Genomic DNA, 21312 nt, shown 5'->3' on the forward strand with positions numbered 1-21312 from the left:
TGATGGCGACTGCAACACCGCGTTGGCTGGATGGGGGCAAACGCTGGCTGTGCCTGTATTTTCCGGCCCTGGCAATAGATCACTGGCAGCGTCAGCAGGTAGAGCCTCCGGCGCTGGGCCTGTACGAGGGGCAGCAGCTGGTGCTGTGCTGTCCGCAGGCCCGGGCCGCCGGCATAGCGGCCGGTATGACCTTGGCCAGTGCCCGGGCACTGCTGCCCAGCATCACACTGCGTGCCCACGAGCCCGAGCAGGCGCAGGCGCTGTTGCAATCCCTGGCCCAATGGGCCTACGGCTTTACCCCCTTGGTCATGCCCGAGCCGCCGCGCCGGCTACTGCTAGAGATCTCGGGTAGCGAGCGTCTGTTTCGCGGTTTGCCCGCATTGCTGGCGCGCATAGAGGCCGAGTTGCAGGCCTGGGGTTGCACTGTCGCCCTGGGGGTTGCCCCCACGGCGGCGGCGGCGCGGGTGCTGGCGCAGGCGCTGTCGGAGACGGGTGAGCCGAGTCTGGCGCAGCAGATAGACGCGCTGGCCCAGGCGCGCTGGGGCGAGTGGGTGGCGGCGCAACCCCTGGCGCGGCTGGGCTTGCCCAAGGCGCAGGTGCAGCGCTTGGCGCGCGCGGGTTTTACCACTGTAAAACCCCTGCTGGCCGTGCCGCTTGCGAGCCTGGGGCGCCGGTTTGATAAAGCCTTAGTGCAGTTGCTGCAGCAGTTGCAGGGCGCGCTGCCCGAGCTGGCGCCCACCTTTGCACCCGCGCCCGAATTTGATCGCAGCTATGCCTTTATGTACGGCTTAACAAATGCAGCGCACCTGCAGCGTCCCATGGTGCAGCTGCTGGCAGAGCTGCGGCAATTTTTGCAGCAGCGGCAGCTGATTGCGCGCACGCTGTATTGGCGTTTTGTGGATGTGCACCGCGCCGTGCATAAGCTGCCGGTGTCGGTGCAGCGAGCGCATGCCGATACCGACGAATTCTTGCGACTTAGCCAACTAAAACTAGAGACCTTTGACGCTGCCGCGCCCATTGAAGTGGTGGCCTTGCAGGCCTTGGATTTAACGGCGGCGGCACCGGTGGCGGCCAGTTTATTTCGCGAGCTGCGCGATCGGGGCGACGACATGGCGCGCCTGATCGACCGCTTGTATCAACGCCTATCGCCCGATCAACTGTTCAGCTACCAGCTGTGTGACGAACATCTGCCCGAGCTGCAGCAGCGCGCGATGCGTGCGGGCGCGCGCCCGGCGCAGGTGGCGCCGGCCGGCGCTCCGTCGACCCTCTTGAGTCCCTGGCTTTACCCGGCGCCAGAGCCCTTAAGGGTGCGCGGCGACGCACTGTTGTGGCGGGGTGAACCTTTGGAGTTAGTGAGCCTGGCCGAGCGCATAGACAGCCACTGGTGGGCGCAGCGCGAGCGGCGGGACTATTTTATTGCGCGCGTTGGTTGCCGCTATCTGCGCGTGTTTTTTTGCCACCGTCGGCGGCAGTGGTTTGGGGCGGGTTGCTATGTTTGCTGAGCTGCACTGCGTGAGTAATTTTACGTTTTTACGCGGTGCATCGCGGCCAGAGGAGTTGGTGCAGCGGGCCCACGCCTTGGGCTACACAGCGCTGGCGATAACCGACGAGTGCTCGCTGGCCGGCGTTGTGAAAGCCCATGTGGCGGCCAGTGCCCTGGGCTTGCATCTGATTGTGGGCAGTGAATTTCAGCTCGCCGATCAGCAGGGCCAATTGGCAAATTGCAAGCTGGTGCTTTTGGCCAGTAACCGCACCGCTTACAGCGAAATTTCTGCGTTAATTACCCGGGCCCGGCGGCGTGCGGCAAAGGGCAGTTACCAATTGTTTGTGCAGGATCTGCAATTTGGCACACAGCAATGCCTGGCCATTTTCTTGCCCGAGCGCAGGCACACGGCGGATGAGCAGGCTGGCCAACTGGCATTGTTGCGCCGCTTTTTTAAGCGGCGCCTGTGGTTGGGGGTTGAGTTGCTGGGCGTTGGCGACGATCGCGAGCACTACTTGCAGTGTGTTGCCCTGGCGCAGGTGCAGGGCGTGAGCATGCTGGCCTGCAACGATGTGCACATGCATGCGTCCACCCGTAAACCCCTGCAGGATGTGTTAAGCGCCACCCGGCACAACTGCACGGTGATGGCCCTGGGCGCGCGCCGCCAGTCAAACGGCGAGCGCTATTTGCGGCCGCTGGAAAGATTGCAGGCAATTTACCCCGAAGCGCTGTTGCAGGAAAGTGTGCACCTGGCGGCGCTGTGTCAATTTTCCCTGACCGAGTTGCGCTACGAATACCCGCCCGAAGTGGTGCCCAAGGCAATGTCTGCAAGCGAGTACCTGGCCCAGTTAACCTATGAGGGTGCGCGCCGCCGCTGGCCGCAGGGCACGACACCGGCGATGGAAACACAGCTGGTCAAAGAGTTGGCACTCATTAAAGAGCTGGCCTACGAATACTATTTTTTAACCGTACACGACCTGGTGCGCTTTGCACGCAGCCGGAATATTTTGTGCCAGGGTCGCGGCTCAGCGGCTAACTCGGCGGTGTGCTATTGCCTGGGCATTACCGAGGTGGACCCCGCCCAAAGCGATTTATTGTTCGAGCGCTTTATTTCCAAAGAGCGCAACGAGCCGCCGGATATCGATGTGGATTTTGAACACGAGCGGCGCGAAGAAGTGATTCAATACATTTATCAAAAATACACCCGCGAGCGCGCCGCACTGGCCGCCACGGTTATCACCTATCGGCCGAAAAGCGCCGTGCGCGACGTGGGGCGGGCGCTGGGTTTGGATGCACAGCTGCTGGAAAAAATCAGCGCTAATCTCAGTTGGTGGGATAAACCCGCGCAGATACTGGCGCGTCTGCAAGAGGCGCAAGTGCCGGTGGACGGCCAGGTGATGCAGCAATGTGTGACCTTGGTGCACGAGATTCTGGGCTTTCCCCGGCATTTGTCGCAGCATGTGGGCGGTTTTTTAATTACTAAAAGCCCCATCAGCACCCTGGTGCCGGTGGAAAATGCCGCCATGGCCGAGCGCACGGTGATTCAGTGGGATAAAGAAGATATCGAAGCGCTGGGTTTGCTCAAGGTGGATGTACTGGCGCTGGGCATGCTCACCGCCATTCGCAAAACCTTGGCGTTAATTAACAGCTACCAAACGCCACCCATCAGCCTGAGTCAGATACCGCAAGAGGATCCAAAAACTTACGCCATGTTGTGCCGGGGCGACAGCGTGGGCGTATTTCAGGTGGAGTCGCGCGCGCAGATGGCCATGTTGCCGCGTTTAAAACCGCGCACCTTTTACGATTTGGTGATTGAGGTGGCCATCGTGCGGCCGGGCCCAATTCAGGGCGACATGGTGCACCCCTATCTGCGCCGTCGCAACGGCGAGGAGGCGGTGAGCTATCCCAACGACGCCATTAAGCAGGTGTTGGCGCGCACCCTGGGCGTGCCAATCTTTCAAGAGCAAGTGATCAAGCTGGCCATGGTGGCGGCGGGTTTTTCCGGGGGCGAGGCGGACCAGCTGCGGCGCGCCATGGCCAGCTGGGGGCGCAACGGCAACTTGTACGGCTTTCGCGATAAATTGATGGATGGCATGGCCGCGCGCGGGCACAGCCAAGAGTTTGCCGAGCGCTTGTTTAAACAGATGCAGGGCTTTGGCGAGTACGGCTTTCCCGAATCCCACGCCGCCAGTTTTGCGCTGCTGGTGTACGTTTCGGCCTGGCTTAAGTGCCATTATCCGGCGGCGTTTTATTGCGGCCTGCTCAACAGTTTGCCCATGGGGTTTTATTCGCCCTCGCAATTAGTACAGGATGCCCGCCGTCATCAAGTGGCCGTTTTGCCGTTGGATGTGCGCGCCAGCAGTTGGGATCACCAGCTGGAAAATCTACAGGCCGAGGCCGCCGTCGAGGCGCAGCCGGCGTTGCGCTTGGGTTTTCGTTTAGTTAAGGGCTTGCGCGCCGACACAGTGCAGCGCTGCGTTGATGCGCGCGCGTGCGCGCCCTTTGCCTCGCTCAAAGACCTGCAGCGGCGCGCGGGCTTGTCCACCGCCGAACTGGAACAGCTGGCGGCCTGCGGTGCGCTCAACGCCTTTCAGCCGGACCGCTATCGCGCCCAGTGGGCGGTGCTGGATTTGGCGCAGCCGCCGCTGTTCGATGGCCCCGTCAGCGACGAGGCAGCGCGCGCGCCAGGGGGCTCGCCAGTCGATACCGCGAAAAATAAAACCGCGGCGGAACAAGCCGCTGATGAACGGGCCCAACTGCCCAGCGCCAGCAGCTACGATACCCTGGTGCTCGACTACCAGACCCATACGCTCACCCTGGGCCAGCATCCCATCAGCCTGCTGCGCCAGCAGCCGCTGTTCAAAGGTTGTAAAAGTGCGCAGGAACTATTGGCTAGCAGGCATGGCCGTTTTGTACGCGCCGTGGGTTTGGTGACTGGGCGGCAGCGGCCGGGCACCGCCTCGGGCGTACTGTTCATGACCCTCGAAGACGAAACCGGCAACACCAATGTGGTGGTGTGGCAATCGCTACAGGAACGCTGCCGGCGCGCCATCCTCACCGGCAAGTTGCTGCTGGTCAAGGGGGTGGTGGAGCGCGAGGGCAGGGTGGTGCACCTGGTGGCCGGGCACATAGAAGACCACTCCGCATTAATGCCAGAGCTGTTACTTAGCTCCCGGGATTTTCATTAAATGGAAAATAGTTGCAGGCTGAGTGTTGGCCTAGCCGGTAACGCGCATAGCGGGTGGTTTGAAGCTGAGTATCAAAATGGCCAAATTAAGTGGCCTGTGCCGATCTTTACTCTTAGCCATAAAGTAGAGCGTTTGAAAATAGTAAGCCGCTGAATATTGTTGTTTGCATTAACAATTAAGAGATATGATTTCCCAGCTCTGCTTAAAATTCAGCCTGATAAAGAGGCCGCTGGTGATCCTGCCTTTGACGACCGAAATGCTATCGCATGACCCCACGAAAACGGATAATGATAAGGAAGCAAGCGCGAGTGTTAATTGTGATTTGGCGGCTAGCGGGTGGATTGTACTAAATAGCCTGAAGGTACATTAAAAGAACCATCGCGATCACGGTTTCAGCGCCCCAAAATAGCCTGTTTGGATAAATTATGACCATAGACCTCAGTTTTACCAAAGACCCCGCCTGGATAGAAGCGCGCACCCGTGTGTGGGAGCCCTGGGCTAAAGAGCTGAAAACAGACTTAAGGAAAAAAGAGTTGGAGCAGCTTAGGCACTATTTTTTTACCGGTGAGCGATTGCCTGAGTTGGAGCTCAGTGATTCAGCAAAAATGTCGTATTTTCCTCTCATGAATGCGGAGGGATGGAACTATGTATTTCAATATATGGCCCAAAACCCCTCAGTCCTATTTCACACAGAGTACTACCAGTCAATCAATGGAAAGTTTGATCGATTTGGAGATCTTGAAGCCAGTTTGCGATATTTTGATTATTTTCATGGGGATAGATCTTCGCGCGCTACAGGAAATGTTAAACCTTTCTGGCTGGATGGGTTTGAAGTTGACTTTAAAAGAAAAGTGAAGTCGATATTTGCTTGTGCCTCAAGATTTATTGGGTAGGGGGGTAGTGGATTAATCTTCCATAGGCGAGATTTGTTATTTAGCCTCCTTACTAAAATTGAACCTGATACGTTTCGTGATGGTGAGGGTATTTATATTCTACTTTCCGAAATAATGCGACAAATATTGAATTACCGTCCGAAAGTTGACGTGGGAGATGGGAAGTTGCAAAAAGCGTTGATGGCAGAGTTTAGAGATAAATTTGAGAGTCTCGATAAGCAATCATTAATAGGCTCGCGGTGGCAGGAAATTCAACAGGAGTCAAAAGGTGAATAAATGTCCGATTATAATTTAACGCTCTTCGTACATATCCCTTCGGCTATGCGAGATCAGTGGTCTGTATTGATTGAGGGGATGTGCAATGGTGAGCTCGGTGCTTACTTCGAGGAGCGCATCGCTGCTTTTGGCCCGGCTGCTGAATCGGCTGCTGAGATTATGCTGGATGATTGGGATGGCTATACCGGGCAGCCAAGTTTTAGCAACTTTAGAATGGACGGCAATTCCATTCGCTTCGACATATTTGACGGTGGCGCCATAAGTGAGCGTATCAATTCCCTTAAGCGCGTATTCGAGGTTTGCGGTGTAGAGGAGTTTGGCGTGCAAGGTGAGTTGCTTGAGGATTAACTGAGTAAAGTGGGGTCAAGTGGGGTCAGATGAAACTTACGGCGCTGTATTCATCATTGTTGGTGTCGGCTTTCTCGTTATAGATAAGATAAAGGGGTCGCCCATTAGCCTAGACAATACGGGCCATGATATCGCTGGCGATCTCTTCAACGGGTCAAGTGGGGTCAGATGAAACTTACGGCGCTGGGTCAAGTGGGGTCAGATGAAACTTACGGCGCTGTATTCATCATTGTTGATGTCGGCTTTCTCGTTATAGATAAAGATAGGTAGGACATCCACCGCAAAATCATTCGGAAAAGTTTCCATCGAATTAACGGGACATCCACACTAAGCCTTTATCGAATTAACGGGACATCCACACTAAGCCTTTCTAACCAATAGCCCTGTTTTTCTCAAACCTTCGATGCCCTAAACCGCTTTGAAAGTGGGGTCAGATGAAACTTACGGCGCTGTATTCATCATTGTTGATGTCATCTAATCTATAATCAAATCTATAATCAGTATAATCAGTATAATCAGGACATCCACAATATACACAATATAATATAATATAATCAGGACATCCAAAACAAAAAATCAATCGGAAAAGTGTCCATTATTTTGTTGCGAGATGAGTTTGAATCTTGGTGAGGTCTATCAATAAGAGTTTACGCGACAATAATCGACACTTGAGGCATTGGTGTGTCCTGCCGGTGGCAGTTAAAGAAATTAACAGCGGATGAGCGGTTTAACTCAGCAGTCGGCAGCTGCCCAGGCCTGGTGTACGTTGATAACCTAATTTTTCACAGGTTTGCTTGAGCTTGTACACCCCACCCACAAGGCCTTTGAACCGGCTTTCAAATTGCGTGGTGCTGTAGAGCCAGTGCTTTGGGTCTATAGCAAGTCGCTCCAGAATAGGGGGCAGTTCCGCCGAGATGGCCCCGCGTTTATTGGCGCGCACCTGTTTACCCGTCCAGTCCAGTAATTCTAAATAATCCGTTAGCCGAAAGGGCAGCCCGGCGGGCATGTCTTGCCTTGGATTACCGGCAAAGGGCCTAAGTGACTTGGCTTGTTGCTGTGTGTGGTTGGGGTTGTGGGCGCGCTTAGCTTTGTGAGTGCGTCGCTGTGCGCTGGTATAGGCGGATTCTTCTGGAGTTTTCGCCATCTTGGCGCGGATGGGATTGAGATCTACATAGGCCATGCAGGCGGCCAGGACTTTTTCGTCCAACAGGGCTTGGGATTTAAAGCGGCCCTCCCAAAAACGTCCGGTACACTGGTCTTCTGCATTGGCCTCGCGGGCGATGGGCTCGTTAATTTGGCGCATAAACCAGCTGATATCGGTTAGCCGACTGCGCCAGACTGACACGCAACTGTCTAATACCTCTTGCTCTGCACGCGCAAGCTGTTCACCTTTGATAAATAGTTGGCTAAAAAGGTTGCCTTTAAACAGCTGGTGCCAGCGTTGGATAACCTCCTCTGTGGTCCAGGCTTCAGATTGTGCTGTATCAATTTCCAATACCAGATGGTAGTGATTGGACATGATGGCATAGGCACAGACGTGAATGGCGAAGATCTGAGGCAGGGCCAGGATTTTGTCTTCTATCCACTGCCGCCGGTGTTCGAAGTTGTTGCCCTGTGTGTCAAGCCCGCACAGAAAACTACGGCGCACGCAGCGCGAGACAATGTGGTAGTAGGGGGTTGTGTCAGCATCAATGAGCTGTTTGCGCGGCTTTGTCATCCTTGATCACCGAAGGGTATTGCCAATTGACTGTAGTTATACTGCAATTGGTCTGTGTCGCCCAGCGTTAATTAGTATGATTCTTTGTGGGCTTGTTGGTTATATTGTATTAACGTGGCTGTCCCAGTTATATAATCCGGGTAATTAAATCACAGTGCGGGGGAGAATCATGGCGCAAAAATTACTGGTGGTTACGGGGGGCAGTAAGGGTATTGGTCGAGCTGTTATCGAACGCTTTTTATCGGATGGCTTTGCGGTGCTGAATATATCGCGCTCGCCCTGTACGCTGGCAGAGGTGACTAATCTCGCGCTGGATATGAGTGAGCTAAGCTGGGCCGAAAAAGCTAAAACCGAGTTGGGCCGTGCGGTAGCCCAGGCCTTTCCTGAGGGCAAGGGGCAGGTGGTATTGGTGCACAATGCGGCGGCAATGCAAAAAGACCGCGCTAGTGATGTGCACGCCGCTGAGTTTAGTCGCGTACTGCAATTAAATGTCATCGCGCCCAGCCAGCTGAATCAATTGCTGTTGCCCGCCATGGCGCCTGGTTCGGCCATTGTGTACGTGGGTTCAACTTTGAGTGAAAAAGCCGTCGCAAATACCTGCAGCTACGTAACCTCTAAGCACGCCCTGGTTGGTTTGATGCGTGCCACCTGTCAGGATTTAGCCGGTCAGGGTATTCATACCAATTGTGTCTGTCCAGGCTTTACCGACACTGAAATGCTGCGTGCCCACGTAGGTGGCGACCAGTCCATATTGGACAGCATTGCCAGTGGTGTTACCTTTAATCGGCTGATACAGGTTAAAGAAATGGCCAACGCAATTTACGCTGCGGCGACACAGCCGGTATTTAACGGCGCGGTACTACATGCCAATTTAGGGCAAGTGGAACGTTAATCAAAATTGCGCTAATGCATTACTTCGTTGTCAATGTGTAAATAACGACGGAGACGGTGCACTGCCACATAAAAGGGCAGGGTATCTGCCAGGGCAACTGCCATTTTAAAGAGGTAGTTGCTGCCCATGAGCACTAGCAGTTGTGCCAAGGTAATGGCGCCTGCAAAGTAGGCGGCACCAAAGGTGACGCTGATGACCATGAAGGAGTCGACACCCTGACTCACCAAGGTTGATAAGTTGTTGCGCAACCACAGATGTTTACCGCGAGTCAGGCGTTTCCAGAAATGGAATAGATACACGTCGCAGTACTGCGCTGCCATATAGGCTAGCATGGAGGCAACAACGGCCCCGGAGGTGCAGGCAAAGATTAATTGGTAGAGTTCGATGGTGCCCGCCACCAGCGTACCATCGGGCAGAATGACCTCGCTGGATAAATTCAGCGCCTGCCAGGGCGGCATTGTCTCTGGGCTTACCGAAGGCGCGAGGCTGCCAAGCCACAAAACTGCTATCACAAACAGATTCATGATAAGACCCACGGTAACCATAAAATTGGCCCGCTTTTTCCCATACAATTCGCTGACTAAATCGGTACACAAAAAGGTCAGTGGGTAGGGTAGAACGCCCACGGCCAGCGCCATGGGGCCCAATTGAATAAAACGCGTAATACCAATGACATTGAGCAGTGTCATGGCGCTTAAGAAAAAGCCCGCCAGTAGTAGAAAGACTTTTTCCCGGCGCCAGTTCAGCGCCGCTTGTGTAAGTTCAGCAGCCAATCAGCAATCCTCGCGCCATTGGCAAGAGCCCCATTGGCCCGGGCCCGATGAAACTTTCATTTCCACATGGGCAATGTCGTAGCGGCTGACGAAATCATCATCGTGTAAAAAGCGATCCAGCAGGTAGTCGGCAAAGGCCTCTACAGTGGTGTTGGGAATGGGTAGCAGCTTGCAGTCAGCTTTCAGAAAAAGCAGAGACTCGCCATTAAATTCGGCCCGGTAGTGGAGCCCCTGCTCGGCAATGGTCATATAGGGCGAATTGGCTGGCAGCAGGGTGTATTCATCCAGTTCATCACACAGTGCGCGCATTTTGTCTTTTAAAATCTTGTAGCTGAAAGCCAGCCCATTGCGATTTGCCGGCGAGCTGATGCTCATGGACACGCGAAAATTATGGCCGTGCAGCCGCTCTCGCTCCGTAGCAGAGAATATTGTGAAATGGGCTGCAGAGAACTTCATGTCCTCTTTATTGACTTCGATGGTGGTCAGGCTGCTCATCCAGATTCCGTTGGTTATAATTTGATCACGTGGGGCGTGGTTACTGGCATCAGTATAGGGTTGGGGGCGCGAAATTTGTACCCTGTTCCTTTGAACTGATCCTTAGACAGAGTATGCTGCCTAAATACGCGTAAAGGAGAGGATCAGATGAAGCATGTGGTCAACAGTCTGTTGCTGGTGAGTTGTTTTTTTGCGGTATCCGTCAGCCAGGTATTCGCGGAAACTGATTCGCCCCCTTATGCACAGACCATTGAAACCGGCGCCGTGGCCACGGTGCACCCGCTGGCGACGCAAGCGGGCGTGAATGCGTTGACTGCCGGTGGTAATGCCGTGGATGCGGCAATTGCCGCCGCCATTACGCTGGGTGTGGTGGATGGTCATAATTCGGGTATTGGCGGCGGTGCGTTTGTGTTAATTCGCACGGCTAAGGGCGAGCTTCTGGCGCTCGACGGTCGCGAAACCGCACCCATGGCTGCCCATCGCGACATGTACGTGATTGAAGGCGTTGCCGACACAACACTCAGCCAGATAGGGCCGTTGGCGGCCGGCGTGCCCGGCTCCATTGCGGCCTATGAGTTGGCGATAGAAAAGGCGGGTGCACTGAGCTATGCCAAGGCGCTGCTGCCTGCGGCAGAATTGGCCGAGCAGGGCTTTGCCATCGATGGGATTTTCGCCCAAAGGCTGGCGCGTTCGGCACCCAAATTAAGCCAATTCCCCGGCAGTGCTAAAGTGCTGCTCGATTCAGAAGGCAACCCCTGGCCCAAGGGCCACCGGCTGGTACAAGCCGAGCTAGCCAACACCTTGCGCGCGATCGCCGAAGAGGGCAGCAGTTATTTTTATAAAGGGCCCTTTGCAAAAGCGGTGGATGTGTGGATGGCCGCGAATGGCGGCATACTTACGGCCAAGGATTTTGAGCGCTATCAGGTGGTAGAGCGGGCACCGATTTTGATGCCCTATCGCGGCTATACGGTGGTGGGCTTCCCTCCGCCAAGCTCTGGCGGCGTGCACGCAGCGCAAATATTGGGCATGCTGGAACCCTTTGACTTAAAGGCGCTCAACGATGGCAATCGCTACCACGTAATAGGCGAAGCCATGAAGCTCGCCTTTGCCGATCGCGCCTACTGGCTGGGTGACCCGGCCTTTACCAAAGTACCCAAGGGCTTGATCAAGCACGACTATATTGCGCGTCAATCGGCGCGCATCAGTATGGATGCCGCGCTGGATGTGACGGGACCAGGGACGCCCGCGGATGTGGACATTGATTTGTTTGCCAAACATACCACTCACATTGCCGCGGCAGACAAATGGGGCAATTGGGTTGCTATTACCACCACGGTAAATACAGACTTTGGTTCAAAGGTCATCATTCCTGGCACCGGCGTGGTGATGAACAATCAGATGGATGACTTTTCTGCGCAGCCGGGTGTACCGAATATTTACGGCTTAGTGGGCACAGAGGCCAACAGTGTACAGCCCGGTAAGCGTCCTCTGTCGAGCATGACGCCCACCATTATTTTGAAAGATGGCGAGCCCGTGATGACCGTCGGCGCGGCAGGTGGGCCAACCATTATTACCCAGGTTGTGCAGGCGATTATTAATCATTTAGATTTGGGGATGCCGCTCGACGCCGCCCTGGCAAAGAGCCGGATTCACCAACAATGGCGACCCGATATGTTGTTTGTGGAAGCCAATATGCCCGCAGGGATTCGCCAAATACTGGTAAACAAAGGCCACGCCTTGAAGGAGATGGGCCCCTATGGTTCAACACAGGCCATAGTCAAAGTTGATGGAAAATTGATTGCCGTGGCTGAACCTCGTCTCAAGGCCCGCAATAAAGATTAGCGGCCGTGCACCGGTAGCCAATAGCGGGGCTGATCGAGCGGGGTGAGTATGGGAAGCGCCGGGTTGTGTAGACGAAACACGCGGCGCTGCTGTACATCAGCTTGCTTTAGGTAGTGAATCAAGCTTGGGTGACTTTCAAAGAGTGCGTCAAAACTGCCGTCGGTAATCATAGCCTCCAACCCCTGTTCTAACCGCCTTGCCAGGGCGGCATTGCCTGTCTGGACAAAAAAATACATAGGCGCTGGGTAAGACAACATCAAGTGCGGTTCCACCACCAGGCCCTCGTTGGCATGGGCCGCGAGTTCAACCCAGGCCTCATTAACGCCCCGTGGAAAATAATCAAAGCGACCACCCCGCAGCATGGAAAACAACAGTTCGTATTGCGTTGAGGTCAATACCTTTAGGCCGTTTGCGCGCAATATTTCGGTGTCTGGCCAGTGAGCGCCCTGGCCGGCAATCAATTGCCCCAGTTCTTCAAGCGTTTGGATATTTGCAAATTTAGCTTGTTGATCTTCGCGAATTAAAAACACGCGATGCCCCAGCAACCCTTTTAGTAGCGGTACCCGAATGGGCTGCATGGCAGCCTCTCGCTCTTTCGAGGTCATCGTCCAAATTACATCAACGGAATAGCCGCGTTGCAACTCGGAAATTAATCGCGCCTGGGTAAAATCTTCTTCAATGGGTTGCAGCTTGATTACTTCGTGGGGCGCTTTCGATCGCGCCAGCGCAAGCCGCAGTAATGTTGTCAGGTAGCTAGTGTGGCCCTTGCTGCTGAGCTCGTCTTTGGGAACGCGCACGGTAATCAGCTGTTGTGCCGCGGCCGTTTGTTCGGCGTGGGTTGGGCCTTCGGCTGTGGAAAACCCGCAACACAGGGTCAGAAATGCAAGGGCTACTAAACGCATAACAATCCAGTGGTTAAGAGGGTTATCGCTGCCATCAGTCTAGCAGTTAATTAGGCCGCAGGTGCGTTGTTCAGGGGGTGGCGGCCATGAGTTGTCGCCAGGCCAGGTCGCGCATGATTTCTTCGGAGCCACCGCCGATGGCGTTCACGCGCACTTCCCGGTAAATGCGCTCCGTGCGAGAACCGCGCAAATAGCCTGCGCCGCCCAGGATTTGCATGGCCTCGCGGGCACAGAACTCCAGAGTTTGGGTGGCTTGAACTTTCAGCAGCGCCACATCGGCGGGCTTGCTGGTATTTTGCATGATTTGCCAGATGCAGCTGTCCATATAACCGTGTGTGGCGTTAATGTGGCGCAGCATTTCCGCAAACTTATGGCCTATCACCTGATGCTTAATGAGCGGCTTGCCAAAGGTGGTGCGGTCGTTGGCCCATTGCCAGGCCTCTTCAAAACACACGCGCGCGGCTTCTAATGAACTGGCAGTGAGCGCGAGCCGCTCGTTGTTAAAATTGTGCACTATGGGCAAAAAACCCTGGTTCTCTTCGCCGATGCGCTGGCTTACCGGTACGCGCACATTGTCAAAATAAATTGTGGCCGTATCTGAACACCACCAGCCCTGTTTGCGCGCCAAGGGAGTGCGGCTCACCCCGGGCGCGTCGGCGGGTATCAACAGTAGCGATAAGCCGCCAAAACCCGGCTCGCCCGTGCGCACCGCCGTGGTGTACCAGTGGGCGCGCATGCCGCCGGTAATAAATGTTTTGCTGCCATTAACAATGTAGTGGTCGCCTTCGCGCTTTGCCTGGGTGCTGAGATTCGCCACGTCGGAGCCCCCACTTGGCTCGGTAACGGCCAAACTGATGTGTCGCTCGCCACTCAACACCTGCGGTACAACGGCGGCCTGTAGATCCGCCGAGCCGTAGTGGATCAGTGGGGGCAGGGCAATACCGTGTACTAATAGCGTCGCGTAGACGCCGCCGGCGCCACAGGCAGAAATTTCTTCGGCGGCCACAATCATGTGATTGAGGTCGGTGCCCTCGCAAACCCCACCGAGCGACTCGGGATAGCCAAGCTGTAACAAGCCAATATCTGCCGCCTGCTGCCAGAGGGATTCCGGTAGTTGGCCTGACTCTTCCCATTCGTCCACAAAGGGCGTTATGCGCTGTGCTACAAACTTGCGCACCGTGTCGCGCCAGGCTGTATGAGACGCTGTGATTTGGGGACTGGTAAAGCGAATGGCATCGCGTTGCAACATGGTGGCCTCTGAATGCAAATGTTAGTGGGTGGCGTTTTCACAGGCGCTAGTGTCGATGTGTACGAGCGGGTTGCCCTGGGCAACCTGGTCGCCAACGGCGCAGAGCAATGTAACTTGCCCGCTGCACTGGGCTTTGATGGGCAGTTCCATCTTCATGGCTTCAATGATCAGTAATGTGTCGCCTGCGTTTACTTGGCTGTTGTTCTCCGCGCGCACGGCCACTACCAGCCCGTTCATAGGTGCCTTGTGGTGACTGTCTGAACCGGCCGCAGAATTGCGTTGCAGGGCTGAAGTCCATTCTACGCGCCGGTGATCGCCGGCGAACTGCACCCACACAGCCTGCTCGCTGACTGCGACAAAGGCTTGGTATCGGCAGCCATTCAGGCGCACCTGCAGCTGCTGCCGATCGAGCTGAATGTCTGTGGCGATACACTCATCGCCAGCGGCTGTGCGAATGCGCAATTGCTGCTGCGCCCATTGGCGGGCATCAACCGTCAGCGTGTAGCTGTGGTCACCTAATTGCCAATATTGCCGCTTGGGATGACTGAGGTGCGATAGCCCTAGGGGCCAGGTAGCGCTTGTTGTTTGCGTCAAAAAGCGAGCGATAGCCGCCATCATCAGCGCCACCTGGGTTTCTTGGGCGGGCGCCTCAGCCAGCGCGTATCTGTTTAAAAAACCGGTGTCTGGCTGGCTTGCAAGAAAGGTTTCGTGCTTGGCAATGCGCCGTAAAAAACCCAGGTTGTGATTAATGCCCAACAGCGCTGTGTCGCTCAATTGCGCCTGCAGGCGTTGCAGGGCCTGGGCGCGGTCCTCGCCCCAAACAATAATTTTAGCCAACAATGGGTCGTACCAATTGCCAATAGTGGCACCGTTACTTAGCCAGTGGTCCACGCGCGCCTCTTCAATTGGGCTATGCCAGTGCTGTAGCTGGCCCGTTTGCGGCAGAAAATTTTGCGCTGGGTCTTCAGCGTATAGGCGTACTTCAATGGCGTGCCCGTGGGGATAAAGCTCGGACTGCGTTTTTGTCAGGGCCGCGCCTTCGGCGACGGTAATTTGCCAGGCAACCAAATCAACGCCAAACACTTGCTCGGTAACCGGGTGTTCCACTTGCAAGCGGGTATTCATTTCGAGGAAATAAAAGCCGTCGTCTTGCACTAAAAATTCCACGGTGCCGGCGCCGCGATAGTCGGCAGCCAGTGCCGCTTTTACCGCGGCACTGCCCAGGGCTTCGCGCAGGTCATCGTTCAGGCCAATGGCGGGCGCTTCTTCCACAATTTTTTGATGGCGGCGCTGTATCGAGCAATCGCGCTCGCCGATATGCACACACCGCTGATGGCTGTCGGCAAAAATTTGTACCTCGATGTGGCGCGGTTGCAGTAGCGCTTTTTCCAATAGCAGCTCGCCGTTGCCAAAGGCGCTTTGGGCTTCGCTGCGGGCACTGGCGACGGCATCCGGTAAGGCTTCGGCCGTGGTGACCAGACGCATGCCGCGGCCACCGCCGCCGTGGGCGGCTTTGACCATAACCGGGTAACCAATTTGCGCTGCCTGGGCAATAAACTGCGCATCGGATTGATCGCTGCCCGAATAGCCGGGCAGCACTGGCACGCCGGCCTCGATCATAATGTTTTTGGCCAGTCGCTTGTCGCCCATGGTGCGAATCGCGGTGGGAGAGGGGCCGATAAATGTTATGTTTTTATCGATCAGGGCTTGGGCAAAATCGGCGTTTTCCGACAGAAAACCATAACCTGGGTGTACTGCATCGGCGCCGTGTTTTAGTGCCGCTTGCACCAATACATCGATGTTGAGGTAAGATGCGCTGGCGGCAGCCGGCCCGATGGCAATAGCTTCATCGGCCAGCTGGGTATGCAGTGCGCTCGCATCTGCCTCGCTGTAGACTGCCAGGGTCACAATGCCCATTTTTTTAGCGGTTTTGATAATTCGGCAGGCAATTTCACCCCGGTTGGCAATCAGTAAACGACGAATTTTTTGGCTCATGCGGGTGTCTCCGGCGCGCGCTGCACCCAGTGGGGCAGGCGTTTTTCCATAAAGGCGCGGGTGCCCTCCGGGCCATCGCCAGCAGTAACCGCGTGACTAAAGGCCTCGGCGGCAGCGGCGAGCTGAGCGTTGCAGGCTGCTTCGTGCTGTGGATGAAAGCGCGATTGCAACAGCAGCAATTGTTTGGTGGTGCGCAGCGCGCTGGGCGAACAGTGATTAATCGCATTGATTTCAGCATCCAGCAGTGCTTGCAGTGCTTGTTCGCTGTCGGCCAGCTGATCGATCAGCCCCAGTTCCAGGGCTTGTGCTGCCGTTAACCGGCGCGCGGTAAGCGCGAGCTGTCGTGTTTTTTGAAGCCCAATGCGCTCGGCCACAAAGGGCGCGATTTGAGCCGGTGGCAAACCGAGGGAGGCTTCCGGCATGGCGAGCTTGGCATCGGTCTTGGCCAGGCAGATATCGGCCACCGCCGCCAAGCCCAGCCCACCGCCCATGACGCTGCCTTCAAGCAGCGCTAGCGTTGTGCAGGGCAATCGCAGGGTGTTCAGCAACAGCTGGCCGTATTGGTAATTGAGCTGGTAGAAGGCGCGCGTATCGCCCGCCTCAAAGTCCTTTGCCGCTTGCAGCATATCGGCCAGGTCGCCGCCGGCGCAAAAATGGCCGCCCGCACCTTGCAAAATCAATAGCCGAATGGCGCTGTTATCGCTTACCCAAGTCAACACTTTATTGATTTCTTCGAGCATTTTGGCGTTGATGGCGTTGCGAACCTGTGGGCGATTCAAAGTCAGCGTAACGCCCACCCGATTTGGCTTGACGGTCAATGTATCGAAGGCGCTAAAAGAAGACGGCAGCATGGTTTACACCTTGGGTTTTTTGGGCAGTATGCCCATCAGTTTGCAAATAATGCCCAGCATGACTTCATCCGCACCGCCGCCGATTGAGGTCAGGCGGAAGTCGCGGTAGAGGCGATTGATAAGCGTCGATTCAATAAAACCCATGCCGCCCCAGAATTGCAGGCATTTATCGGGCAGGGTGCGCGAGAGGCGCCCGGCCTTTAACTTCGCCATAGAGGCCAGTAACGTGGCGTCTTGGCCGGCCACATAATTTTCGGTGGCGCGATAAATTAATGCGCGCAGCGCTTCAATTTCTGTTTGCTGCTCCGCCAATTCAAAATGGATCACTTGATTGTGCAGCAAACTGTTGCCAAAGGCCTGGCGCTCGCGCGTGTAATCAATGGTGCTGTTGACGCACACTTCAAAGCCCTTAAGTGAGAGCGCTGCACCAAACAACCGCTCCTCTTGAAATTGCAGCATTTGATAGAGAAAACCGGCGCCCTCGTCGCCAATGCGATTACTTTGCGGTACCCGGACATTGTCGAAATACACAGGCGCGGTATCGGAGGCGCGCATGCCCATTTTTTCTAACTTTGGCCCCACGCTGACGCCGGGCAGATTGGCCGGTACGATAATCAACGATTTATTCTGGTGGGGTTTGTCCTCCGAGGTGTTGGCCAGCACACAGAAAAAATCCGCCTGGCAGGCGTTGGTGATCCACATCTTGCTGCCGTTGATGAGGTAGTCGTCGCCGCTTTTTTTTGCGTTGGTTTTAATGCTAGCCACGTCCGAGCCTGCATTGGGTTCGGATACCGCGATGGCGGCAATCATGTCGCCGCTGATGGCCGGATTTAAATACGCCTCGCGCAGTGCGGCGCTGCCAAACTGAGCCAGTGCCGGTGTCGCCATGGCCGTTTGCACACCAATTGCAAGGGGTACGCCACCGCAGTGGGCTGCGCCCAGCTCTTCGGCCAATACCATTTCGTAACTGAAATCCAGACCCATGCCGCCGTTGGCTTCGGGCTTGCTAATGCCGAGTAGGCCGAGCTTGGCCAGCGCTTTTAAAATCTCGCCCATGGGAAACTGGCCGGCCTTCTCCCAGTCGTCGACATGGGGGTTGAGTTGTTCCTTTACAAAGCGCGCAATGCTGTCGCGCGTGGCTTGGTGTTGCTCGGAAAACTGCATGGCGATTCTCTGCGGTTAGGTTAGAAACGGGCAACCCCAAAATGGTTGGGGGCTGGTTGAAAGGCGTCGCTGGCGGCTGCGGTATTCAGCAGCAGTCCTAGCAGGTCTCGGGTGTCGCGCGGGTCGATGATACCGTCGTCCCACAGTCGTGCAGTGCAGGCCAGGGCGGTGGAGGCCGCGTCCACAAACTCGGCGGTGTCTTGCTCGAGTTTGTCGAGCATGGCCGGGTCGGCCGAGGCCATTTTTGCCTCGGTGACAATGCGCAATACTTTGCCCGCCTGCGCGCCGCCCATAACCGATGTGCGACTGTTGGGCCAGGCAAAAATAAAGCGCGGATCGAAACCGCGACCGCACATGGCGTAATTGCCGGCGCCGTAGGAACCGCCCATAACAATGCTGAATTTGGGCACGCTGGCATTGGCCACGGCTTGAATCATTTTGGAGCCGTGCTTGATAATGCCGGATTGCTCTGCATCGGTGCCCACCATAAAGCCGGTGGTGTTGTGGAGAAATAGCAGCGGCGTGCGACTTTGTTCACACAGCTGAATAAATTGCGCCGCTTTATTGGCGCCTTTGGCGGTGATTGGGCCGTTGTTTGTGATGATGCCCACCGGCAAGCCGTGAATGCGGCTGTGGCCGCACAGGGTTTGTTGGTCGAAGGCGCCTTTAAATTCTAAAAACTCTGAGCCATCCACCAGCCGGGCGATGACTTCGCGCGCATCGAAGGGGGTTTTTGTATTGGCCGGAATTACGCCAAGCAGGCTGTCCGTACTGTACTTGGGCGGTGACGATGGGCGCAGCGCTGGCAGTGTGTACCAATTTAATTGCGCCACCAGTTCGCGCGCCAGCGCGATGCCTTGGGCATCGTCATCGGCGAGGTAGTCGCCCGTGCCAGTGATTTCGCCGTGCACCTGGGTGCCGCCCAGGGATTCGTCGGTGGCAATTTCACCGGTGGCGGCTTTCAGCAAGGGTGGGCCCGCCAGGTACATAGTTGCCTGGTTGCGCACCAGAATGACATAGTCGCTCAGGCCCGGTTGGTAAGCACCGCCGGCGGTGGCGCTGCCGTGCACTACGGTAATTTGTGGAATCCCTTGCGCGGACATGCGCGCTTGATTGGCAAAGCCGCGGCCACCGGGCGCAAAAATTTCATTGGCATACATTAAATTGGCGCCGCCACTTTGCGCCAGCGTCACAAAGGGCAGTTTATTTTCCATGGCAATGTGCTGTAGACGCAGCGCTTTTTCCATGCCCGCCGGCGAAATGGTGCCGCCTTTTACCGCGTAGTTATCCACCCGCACCATGCACAGGGTTCCGGCAATAAAACCCAGCCCGCCAATGCAGCCGCCGCCGGCGCCCGTGCCATCTTTGTCGTCGTACATTTTGTAGCCGGCCAAGCTGCCAATTTCCACAAAGGGGCTGCCGTCGTCGAGCAGCAGAGCAAGGCGATCGTGGGGCAGCAACATGCCGCGCTTGGCATATTTTTCGCGTTTTGCTTCGGCGGCTTCACGCAGTGCCCGGGTCAGGGCGTTGACCTCATTTAGCTGCGCACGCAGGTGGGTGTCATTGTCGCGCCACTCGGCGCTGTTGGTTTGCAGTGAACTGTGCAGGGCGGGCATTCAGGCGTCCTCTGGGTCGTCGCGCAACATGGCCGGCAGTTCGGCGCGGTGAAAACCGTTGTAGGGATGGCTGTTTACCGCCGCTCCTTGGGGCAGGGGCCAAATGGCCGGCGCAGACCCCATGGATGAGCCGCCATCGATACGCAGTGTGTGGCCGTTGATAAAGGCCGCGCCGGGGCTGAGCAAAAAGCAAATGGCCGCGCTGATCTCGGCTTCAAAAGCCAGGCGCTTAAGTGGGACGTGATCTTTCACGCCTTTGATAAGTGATTGGAAGTGCGGGTCATAGGTGTCGAAGCCGCTAGAGGCCACCCAGCCGGGCGCCACGGCGTTGACCCGCACACCAAAATAACCCCATTCCCAGGCGCAGGTTTTGGTGAGATTTTCCATGCCGGCGCGCGCGGCCCCCGAGTGGCCCATGGAGGGCATGCCGTTGAGGTTGTCGGCAGTAATGTTGACAATGGCGCCGCCATGCTTTTGCATGCTGTGTTTGTACACTTCGCGCGCCATTAAAAAGCCGCCCAGCAGGTTAGATTTAACCACTGCTTCGAAGCCTTTAGCGGAAATCATTTCGAGCGGTGCCGGAAACTGGCCGCCGGCGTTGTTGACCAAGCCGTGAATGACCGGGTGCTGCTGGGTCAGAGATTCAATGGCCTGGACCACGGCCACTTCATCGCGAATGTCAAAACAGCAGTTGCTGACTTGGCCGCCGTCCGCGCGAATTTCCTGGCATACTTTGTCCAGTTTTTCCTGCTTGCGACCGGTGATAATTACCGTCGCGCCCAGTGCCGCCAGTTCGTGCGCGGTGCAGCGACCAATACCGCTACCGCCGCCGGTCACAATGATGACTTGACCGTTAAACAACCCGGGTTTAAGTACAGATTGATACATAGTGGGTCCTAGAGAAATAGTTCGCGGGCTTGGGCGGGGGTGGCAATGGTGCGCCCGGCGTCTTCTGCCAAACTGACCAGTGCCTGGATTAATTCGCCGTTGTGTTTTGCACGCTCGCCGTTGGGTAGGTAAAAGGTGTCTTCCAAACCGGTGCGCAGGTGGCCGCCCAGTTCCGCCGCTTTTTGGTGTACTGGCCAAATATCCTGGCGCCCGATCAGGGTGGTTTGCCAGGGGTTATCGCCCGGCAGGTATTTCAGCAGCAGGGCCAGTAAATTGGCATCGGCCGGCATGCCGGAATCGACGCCCATGACAAAGTTAAAGCTCGCGCGCCCAATCATGCCCACCTGCTGAAACATCGCCACCGAGCGCACGATGCCCACGTCAAAACACTCAAATTCCGGCCGGGTGCCGGTTTCGCGCATAACGCTTAACAGTTCTTCAATTTTTTCTACCGTGTTTTCAAACAGCATCGGTGGCCAGGCCCAGTTGCCATCGCGTTTAACCTTTAAATAATTCAGGCTGCCGGCATTGCAGGCGCCGATTTCGGGTGTGCAGCGGCGCAGGCAATCGATGGGGCCTTGTTGCTGCCGGCCTATGGTGCCTGTGGAAAAATTCAGCAGCACACCGGGGCAAGCCGTGCGGATGGCGTCGGCGATGTCGGCGGCCACCTGGGGTTCCCAGCTGGGCAGGTGACCTTGGTTGGCTTCCTGGCGGCGAAAGTGAACATGCATGACCGAGGC

General features: G+C 56.1%; 17 protein-coding genes. 6 read left to right on the forward strand and 11 right to left on the reverse strand.

Annotation, left to right across the window (positions count from 1 at the left end; genetic code table 11):
* Positions 1–2: 2 nt before the first annotated feature.
* The 4 genes from ACW8F6_RS16555 to ACW8F6_RS16570 all read left to right on the forward strand — a co-directional run bounded on the left by ACW8F6_RS16555 (position 3) and on the right by ACW8F6_RS16570 (position 6188).
* Positions 3–1502, forward strand: coding sequence for a Y-family DNA polymerase (locus ACW8F6_RS16555; protein WP_491576990.1), 1500 nt, complete (start codon positions 3–5; stop codon positions 1500–1502).
* Positions 1492–4671 carry an error-prone DNA polymerase gene (locus tag ACW8F6_RS16560; protein ID WP_491576991.1) on the forward strand — a complete coding sequence of 1060 codons (3180 nt, stop codon included), beginning with the start codon at positions 1492–1494 and terminating at the stop codon, positions 4669–4671. The genes ACW8F6_RS16555 and ACW8F6_RS16560 overlap by 11 nt, the downstream gene beginning before the upstream one ends.
* A 425-nt stretch (positions 4672–5096) precedes the next feature.
* Positions 5097–5564, forward strand: coding sequence for a hypothetical protein (locus tag ACW8F6_RS16565; RefSeq protein WP_491576992.1), 468 nt, complete (start codon positions 5097–5099; stop codon positions 5562–5564).
* 276 nt (positions 5565–5840) lie between these two features.
* The gene (locus ACW8F6_RS16570; RefSeq protein ID WP_491576993.1) at positions 5841–6188 is read left to right on the forward strand and encodes a hypothetical protein; all 348 of its coding nucleotides are present in this window, start codon (positions 5841–5843) and stop codon (positions 6186–6188) included.
* 727 nt (positions 6189–6915) lie between these two features.
* On the opposite strand, the gene ACW8F6_RS16575 is transcribed toward ACW8F6_RS16570, so the two are convergent.
* The gene (locus ACW8F6_RS16575; RefSeq protein WP_491576994.1) at positions 6916–7905 is read right to left on the reverse strand and encodes a transposase; all 990 of its coding nucleotides are present in this window, start codon (positions 7903–7905) and stop codon (positions 6916–6918) included.
* A 169-nt stretch (positions 7906–8074) separates the two neighbouring features.
* On the opposite strand from ACW8F6_RS16575, the gene ACW8F6_RS16580 reads away from it, so the two are divergent.
* Complete coding sequence (locus tag ACW8F6_RS16580; RefSeq protein WP_491576995.1) at positions 8075–8797, forward strand: SDR family NAD(P)-dependent oxidoreductase; 723 nt, start codon at positions 8075–8077, stop codon at positions 8795–8797.
* Between the two features lie 11 nt (positions 8798–8808).
* Here the strand turns inward: ACW8F6_RS16580 and ACW8F6_RS16585 are convergent, their stop codons facing one another.
* Both ACW8F6_RS16585 and ACW8F6_RS16590 read right to left on the reverse strand, forming a co-directional pair.
* Complete coding sequence (locus ACW8F6_RS16585; RefSeq protein ID WP_491576996.1) at positions 8809–9570, reverse strand: queuosine precursor transporter; 762 nt, start codon at positions 9568–9570, stop codon at positions 8809–8811.
* A complete protein-coding gene (locus ACW8F6_RS16590) occupies positions 9571–10065 on the reverse strand; it encodes a 6-pyruvoyl trahydropterin synthase family protein (protein ID WP_491576997.1) in 495 nt (164 codons plus the stop codon).
* 147 nt (positions 10066–10212) lie between these two features.
* Here ACW8F6_RS16590 and ggt point away from each other — a divergent pair, with 147 nt between their 5' ends.
* Entirely contained in the window at positions 10213–11907 is a 1695-nt protein-coding gene (ggt, locus tag ACW8F6_RS16595) for a gamma-glutamyltransferase (protein WP_491576998.1), read from the forward strand.
* Here the strand turns inward: ggt and ACW8F6_RS16600 are convergent.
* The 8 genes from ACW8F6_RS16600 to ACW8F6_RS16635 form a co-directional block, all read right to left on the reverse strand.
* The gene (locus ACW8F6_RS16600; RefSeq protein ID WP_491576999.1) at positions 11904–12809 is read right to left on the reverse strand and encodes a substrate-binding periplasmic protein; all 906 of its coding nucleotides are present in this window, start codon (positions 12807–12809) and stop codon (positions 11904–11906) included. The two genes, ggt and ACW8F6_RS16600, sit on opposite strands and share 4 nt — an antisense overlap.
* 70 nt (positions 12810–12879) lie before the next feature.
* Positions 12880–14058, reverse strand: a complete 1179-nt coding sequence (locus ACW8F6_RS16605; protein ID WP_491577000.1) for an acyl-CoA dehydrogenase family protein — start codon at positions 14056–14058, stop codon at positions 12880–12882.
* 21 nt (positions 14059–14079) lie between these two features.
* A complete protein-coding gene (locus ACW8F6_RS16610; protein ID WP_491577001.1) occupies positions 14080–16053 on the reverse strand; it encodes an acetyl/propionyl/methylcrotonyl-CoA carboxylase subunit alpha in 1974 nt (657 codons plus the stop codon).
* On the reverse strand, positions 16050–16904 hold the full coding sequence (locus tag ACW8F6_RS16615) for an enoyl-CoA hydratase/isomerase family protein (protein WP_491577002.1): 855 nt from the start codon (positions 16902–16904) through the stop codon (positions 16050–16052). Before ACW8F6_RS16615 ends, ACW8F6_RS16610 begins: the two co-directional genes overlap by 4 nt.
* 3 nt (positions 16905–16907) lie before the next feature.
* Positions 16908–18068: an acyl-CoA dehydrogenase family protein gene (locus ACW8F6_RS16620; protein ID WP_491577003.1), complete on the reverse strand. Its 1161-nt coding sequence runs from the start codon at positions 18066–18068 to the stop codon at positions 16908–16910.
* Positions 18069–18088: 20 nt separating this feature from the next.
* A complete protein-coding gene (locus tag ACW8F6_RS16625; RefSeq protein WP_491577004.1) occupies positions 18089–19684 on the reverse strand; it encodes an acyl-CoA carboxylase subunit beta in 1596 nt (531 codons plus the stop codon).
* Positions 19685–20572 carry an SDR family oxidoreductase gene (locus ACW8F6_RS16630; RefSeq protein ID WP_491577005.1) on the reverse strand — a complete coding sequence of 296 codons (888 nt, stop codon included), beginning with the start codon at positions 20570–20572 and terminating at the stop codon, positions 19685–19687.
* 8 nt (positions 20573–20580) lie between these two features.
* Positions 20581–21312: beta-keto acid cleavage family enzyme (locus ACW8F6_RS16635; RefSeq protein WP_491577006.1), on the reverse strand; the 732-nt coding region annotated here is incomplete at its 5' end.

It is taken from the genome of Simiduia sp., assembly GCF_058345725.1.

What these genes read in the sequence shown, in the direction of transcription:
- ACW8F6_RS16605 (WP_491577000.1), bottom strand. Translation starts at nt 14,058, where the DNA reads ATGTTGCAACGCGATGCCATTCGCTTTACCAGTCCCCAAATCACAGCG.
- ACW8F6_RS16600 (WP_491576999.1), bottom strand. Translation starts at nt 12,809, where the DNA reads ATGCGTTTAGTAGCCCTTGCATTTCTGACCCTGTGTTGCGGGTTTTCC.
- ACW8F6_RS16610 (WP_491577001.1), bottom strand. Translation starts at nt 16,053, where the DNA reads ATGAGCCAAAAAATTCGTCGTTTACTGATTGCCAACCGGGGTGAAATT.
- ACW8F6_RS16615 (WP_491577002.1), bottom strand. Translation starts at nt 16,904, where the DNA reads ATGCTGCCGTCTTCTTTTAGCGCCTTCGATACATTGACCGTCAAGCCA.
- ACW8F6_RS16560 (WP_491576991.1), top strand. Translation starts at nt 1,492, where the DNA reads ATGTTTGCTGAGCTGCACTGCGTGAGTAATTTTACGTTTTTACGCGGT.
- ACW8F6_RS16570 (WP_491576993.1), top strand. Translation starts at nt 5,841, where the DNA reads ATGTCCGATTATAATTTAACGCTCTTCGTACATATCCCTTCGGCTATG.
- ACW8F6_RS16630 (WP_491577005.1), bottom strand. Translation starts at nt 20,572, where the DNA reads ATGTATCAATCTGTACTTAAACCCGGGTTGTTTAACGGTCAAGTCATC.
- ACW8F6_RS16625 (WP_491577004.1), bottom strand. Translation starts at nt 19,684, where the DNA reads ATGCCCGCCCTGCACAGTTCACTGCAAACCAACAGCGCCGAGTGGCGC.
- ACW8F6_RS16555 (WP_491576990.1), top strand. Translation starts at nt 3, where the DNA reads ATGGCGACTGCAACACCGCGTTGGCTGGATGGGGGCAAACGCTGGCTG.
- ACW8F6_RS16575 (WP_491576994.1), bottom strand. Translation starts at nt 7,905, where the DNA reads ATGACAAAGCCGCGCAAACAGCTCATTGATGCTGACACAACCCCCTAC.
- ACW8F6_RS16580 (WP_491576995.1), top strand. Translation starts at nt 8,075, where the DNA reads ATGGCGCAAAAATTACTGGTGGTTACGGGGGGCAGTAAGGGTATTGGT.
- ggt (WP_491576998.1), top strand. Translation starts at nt 10,213, where the DNA reads ATGAAGCATGTGGTCAACAGTCTGTTGCTGGTGAGTTGTTTTTTTGCG.
- ACW8F6_RS16620 (WP_491577003.1), bottom strand. Translation starts at nt 18,068, where the DNA reads ATGCAGTTTTCCGAGCAACACCAAGCCACGCGCGACAGCATTGCGCGC.
- ACW8F6_RS16565 (WP_491576992.1), top strand. Translation starts at nt 5,097, where the DNA reads ATGACCATAGACCTCAGTTTTACCAAAGACCCCGCCTGGATAGAAGCG.
- ACW8F6_RS16590 (WP_491576997.1), bottom strand. Translation starts at nt 10,065, where the DNA reads ATGAGCAGCCTGACCACCATCGAAGTCAATAAAGAGGACATGAAGTTC.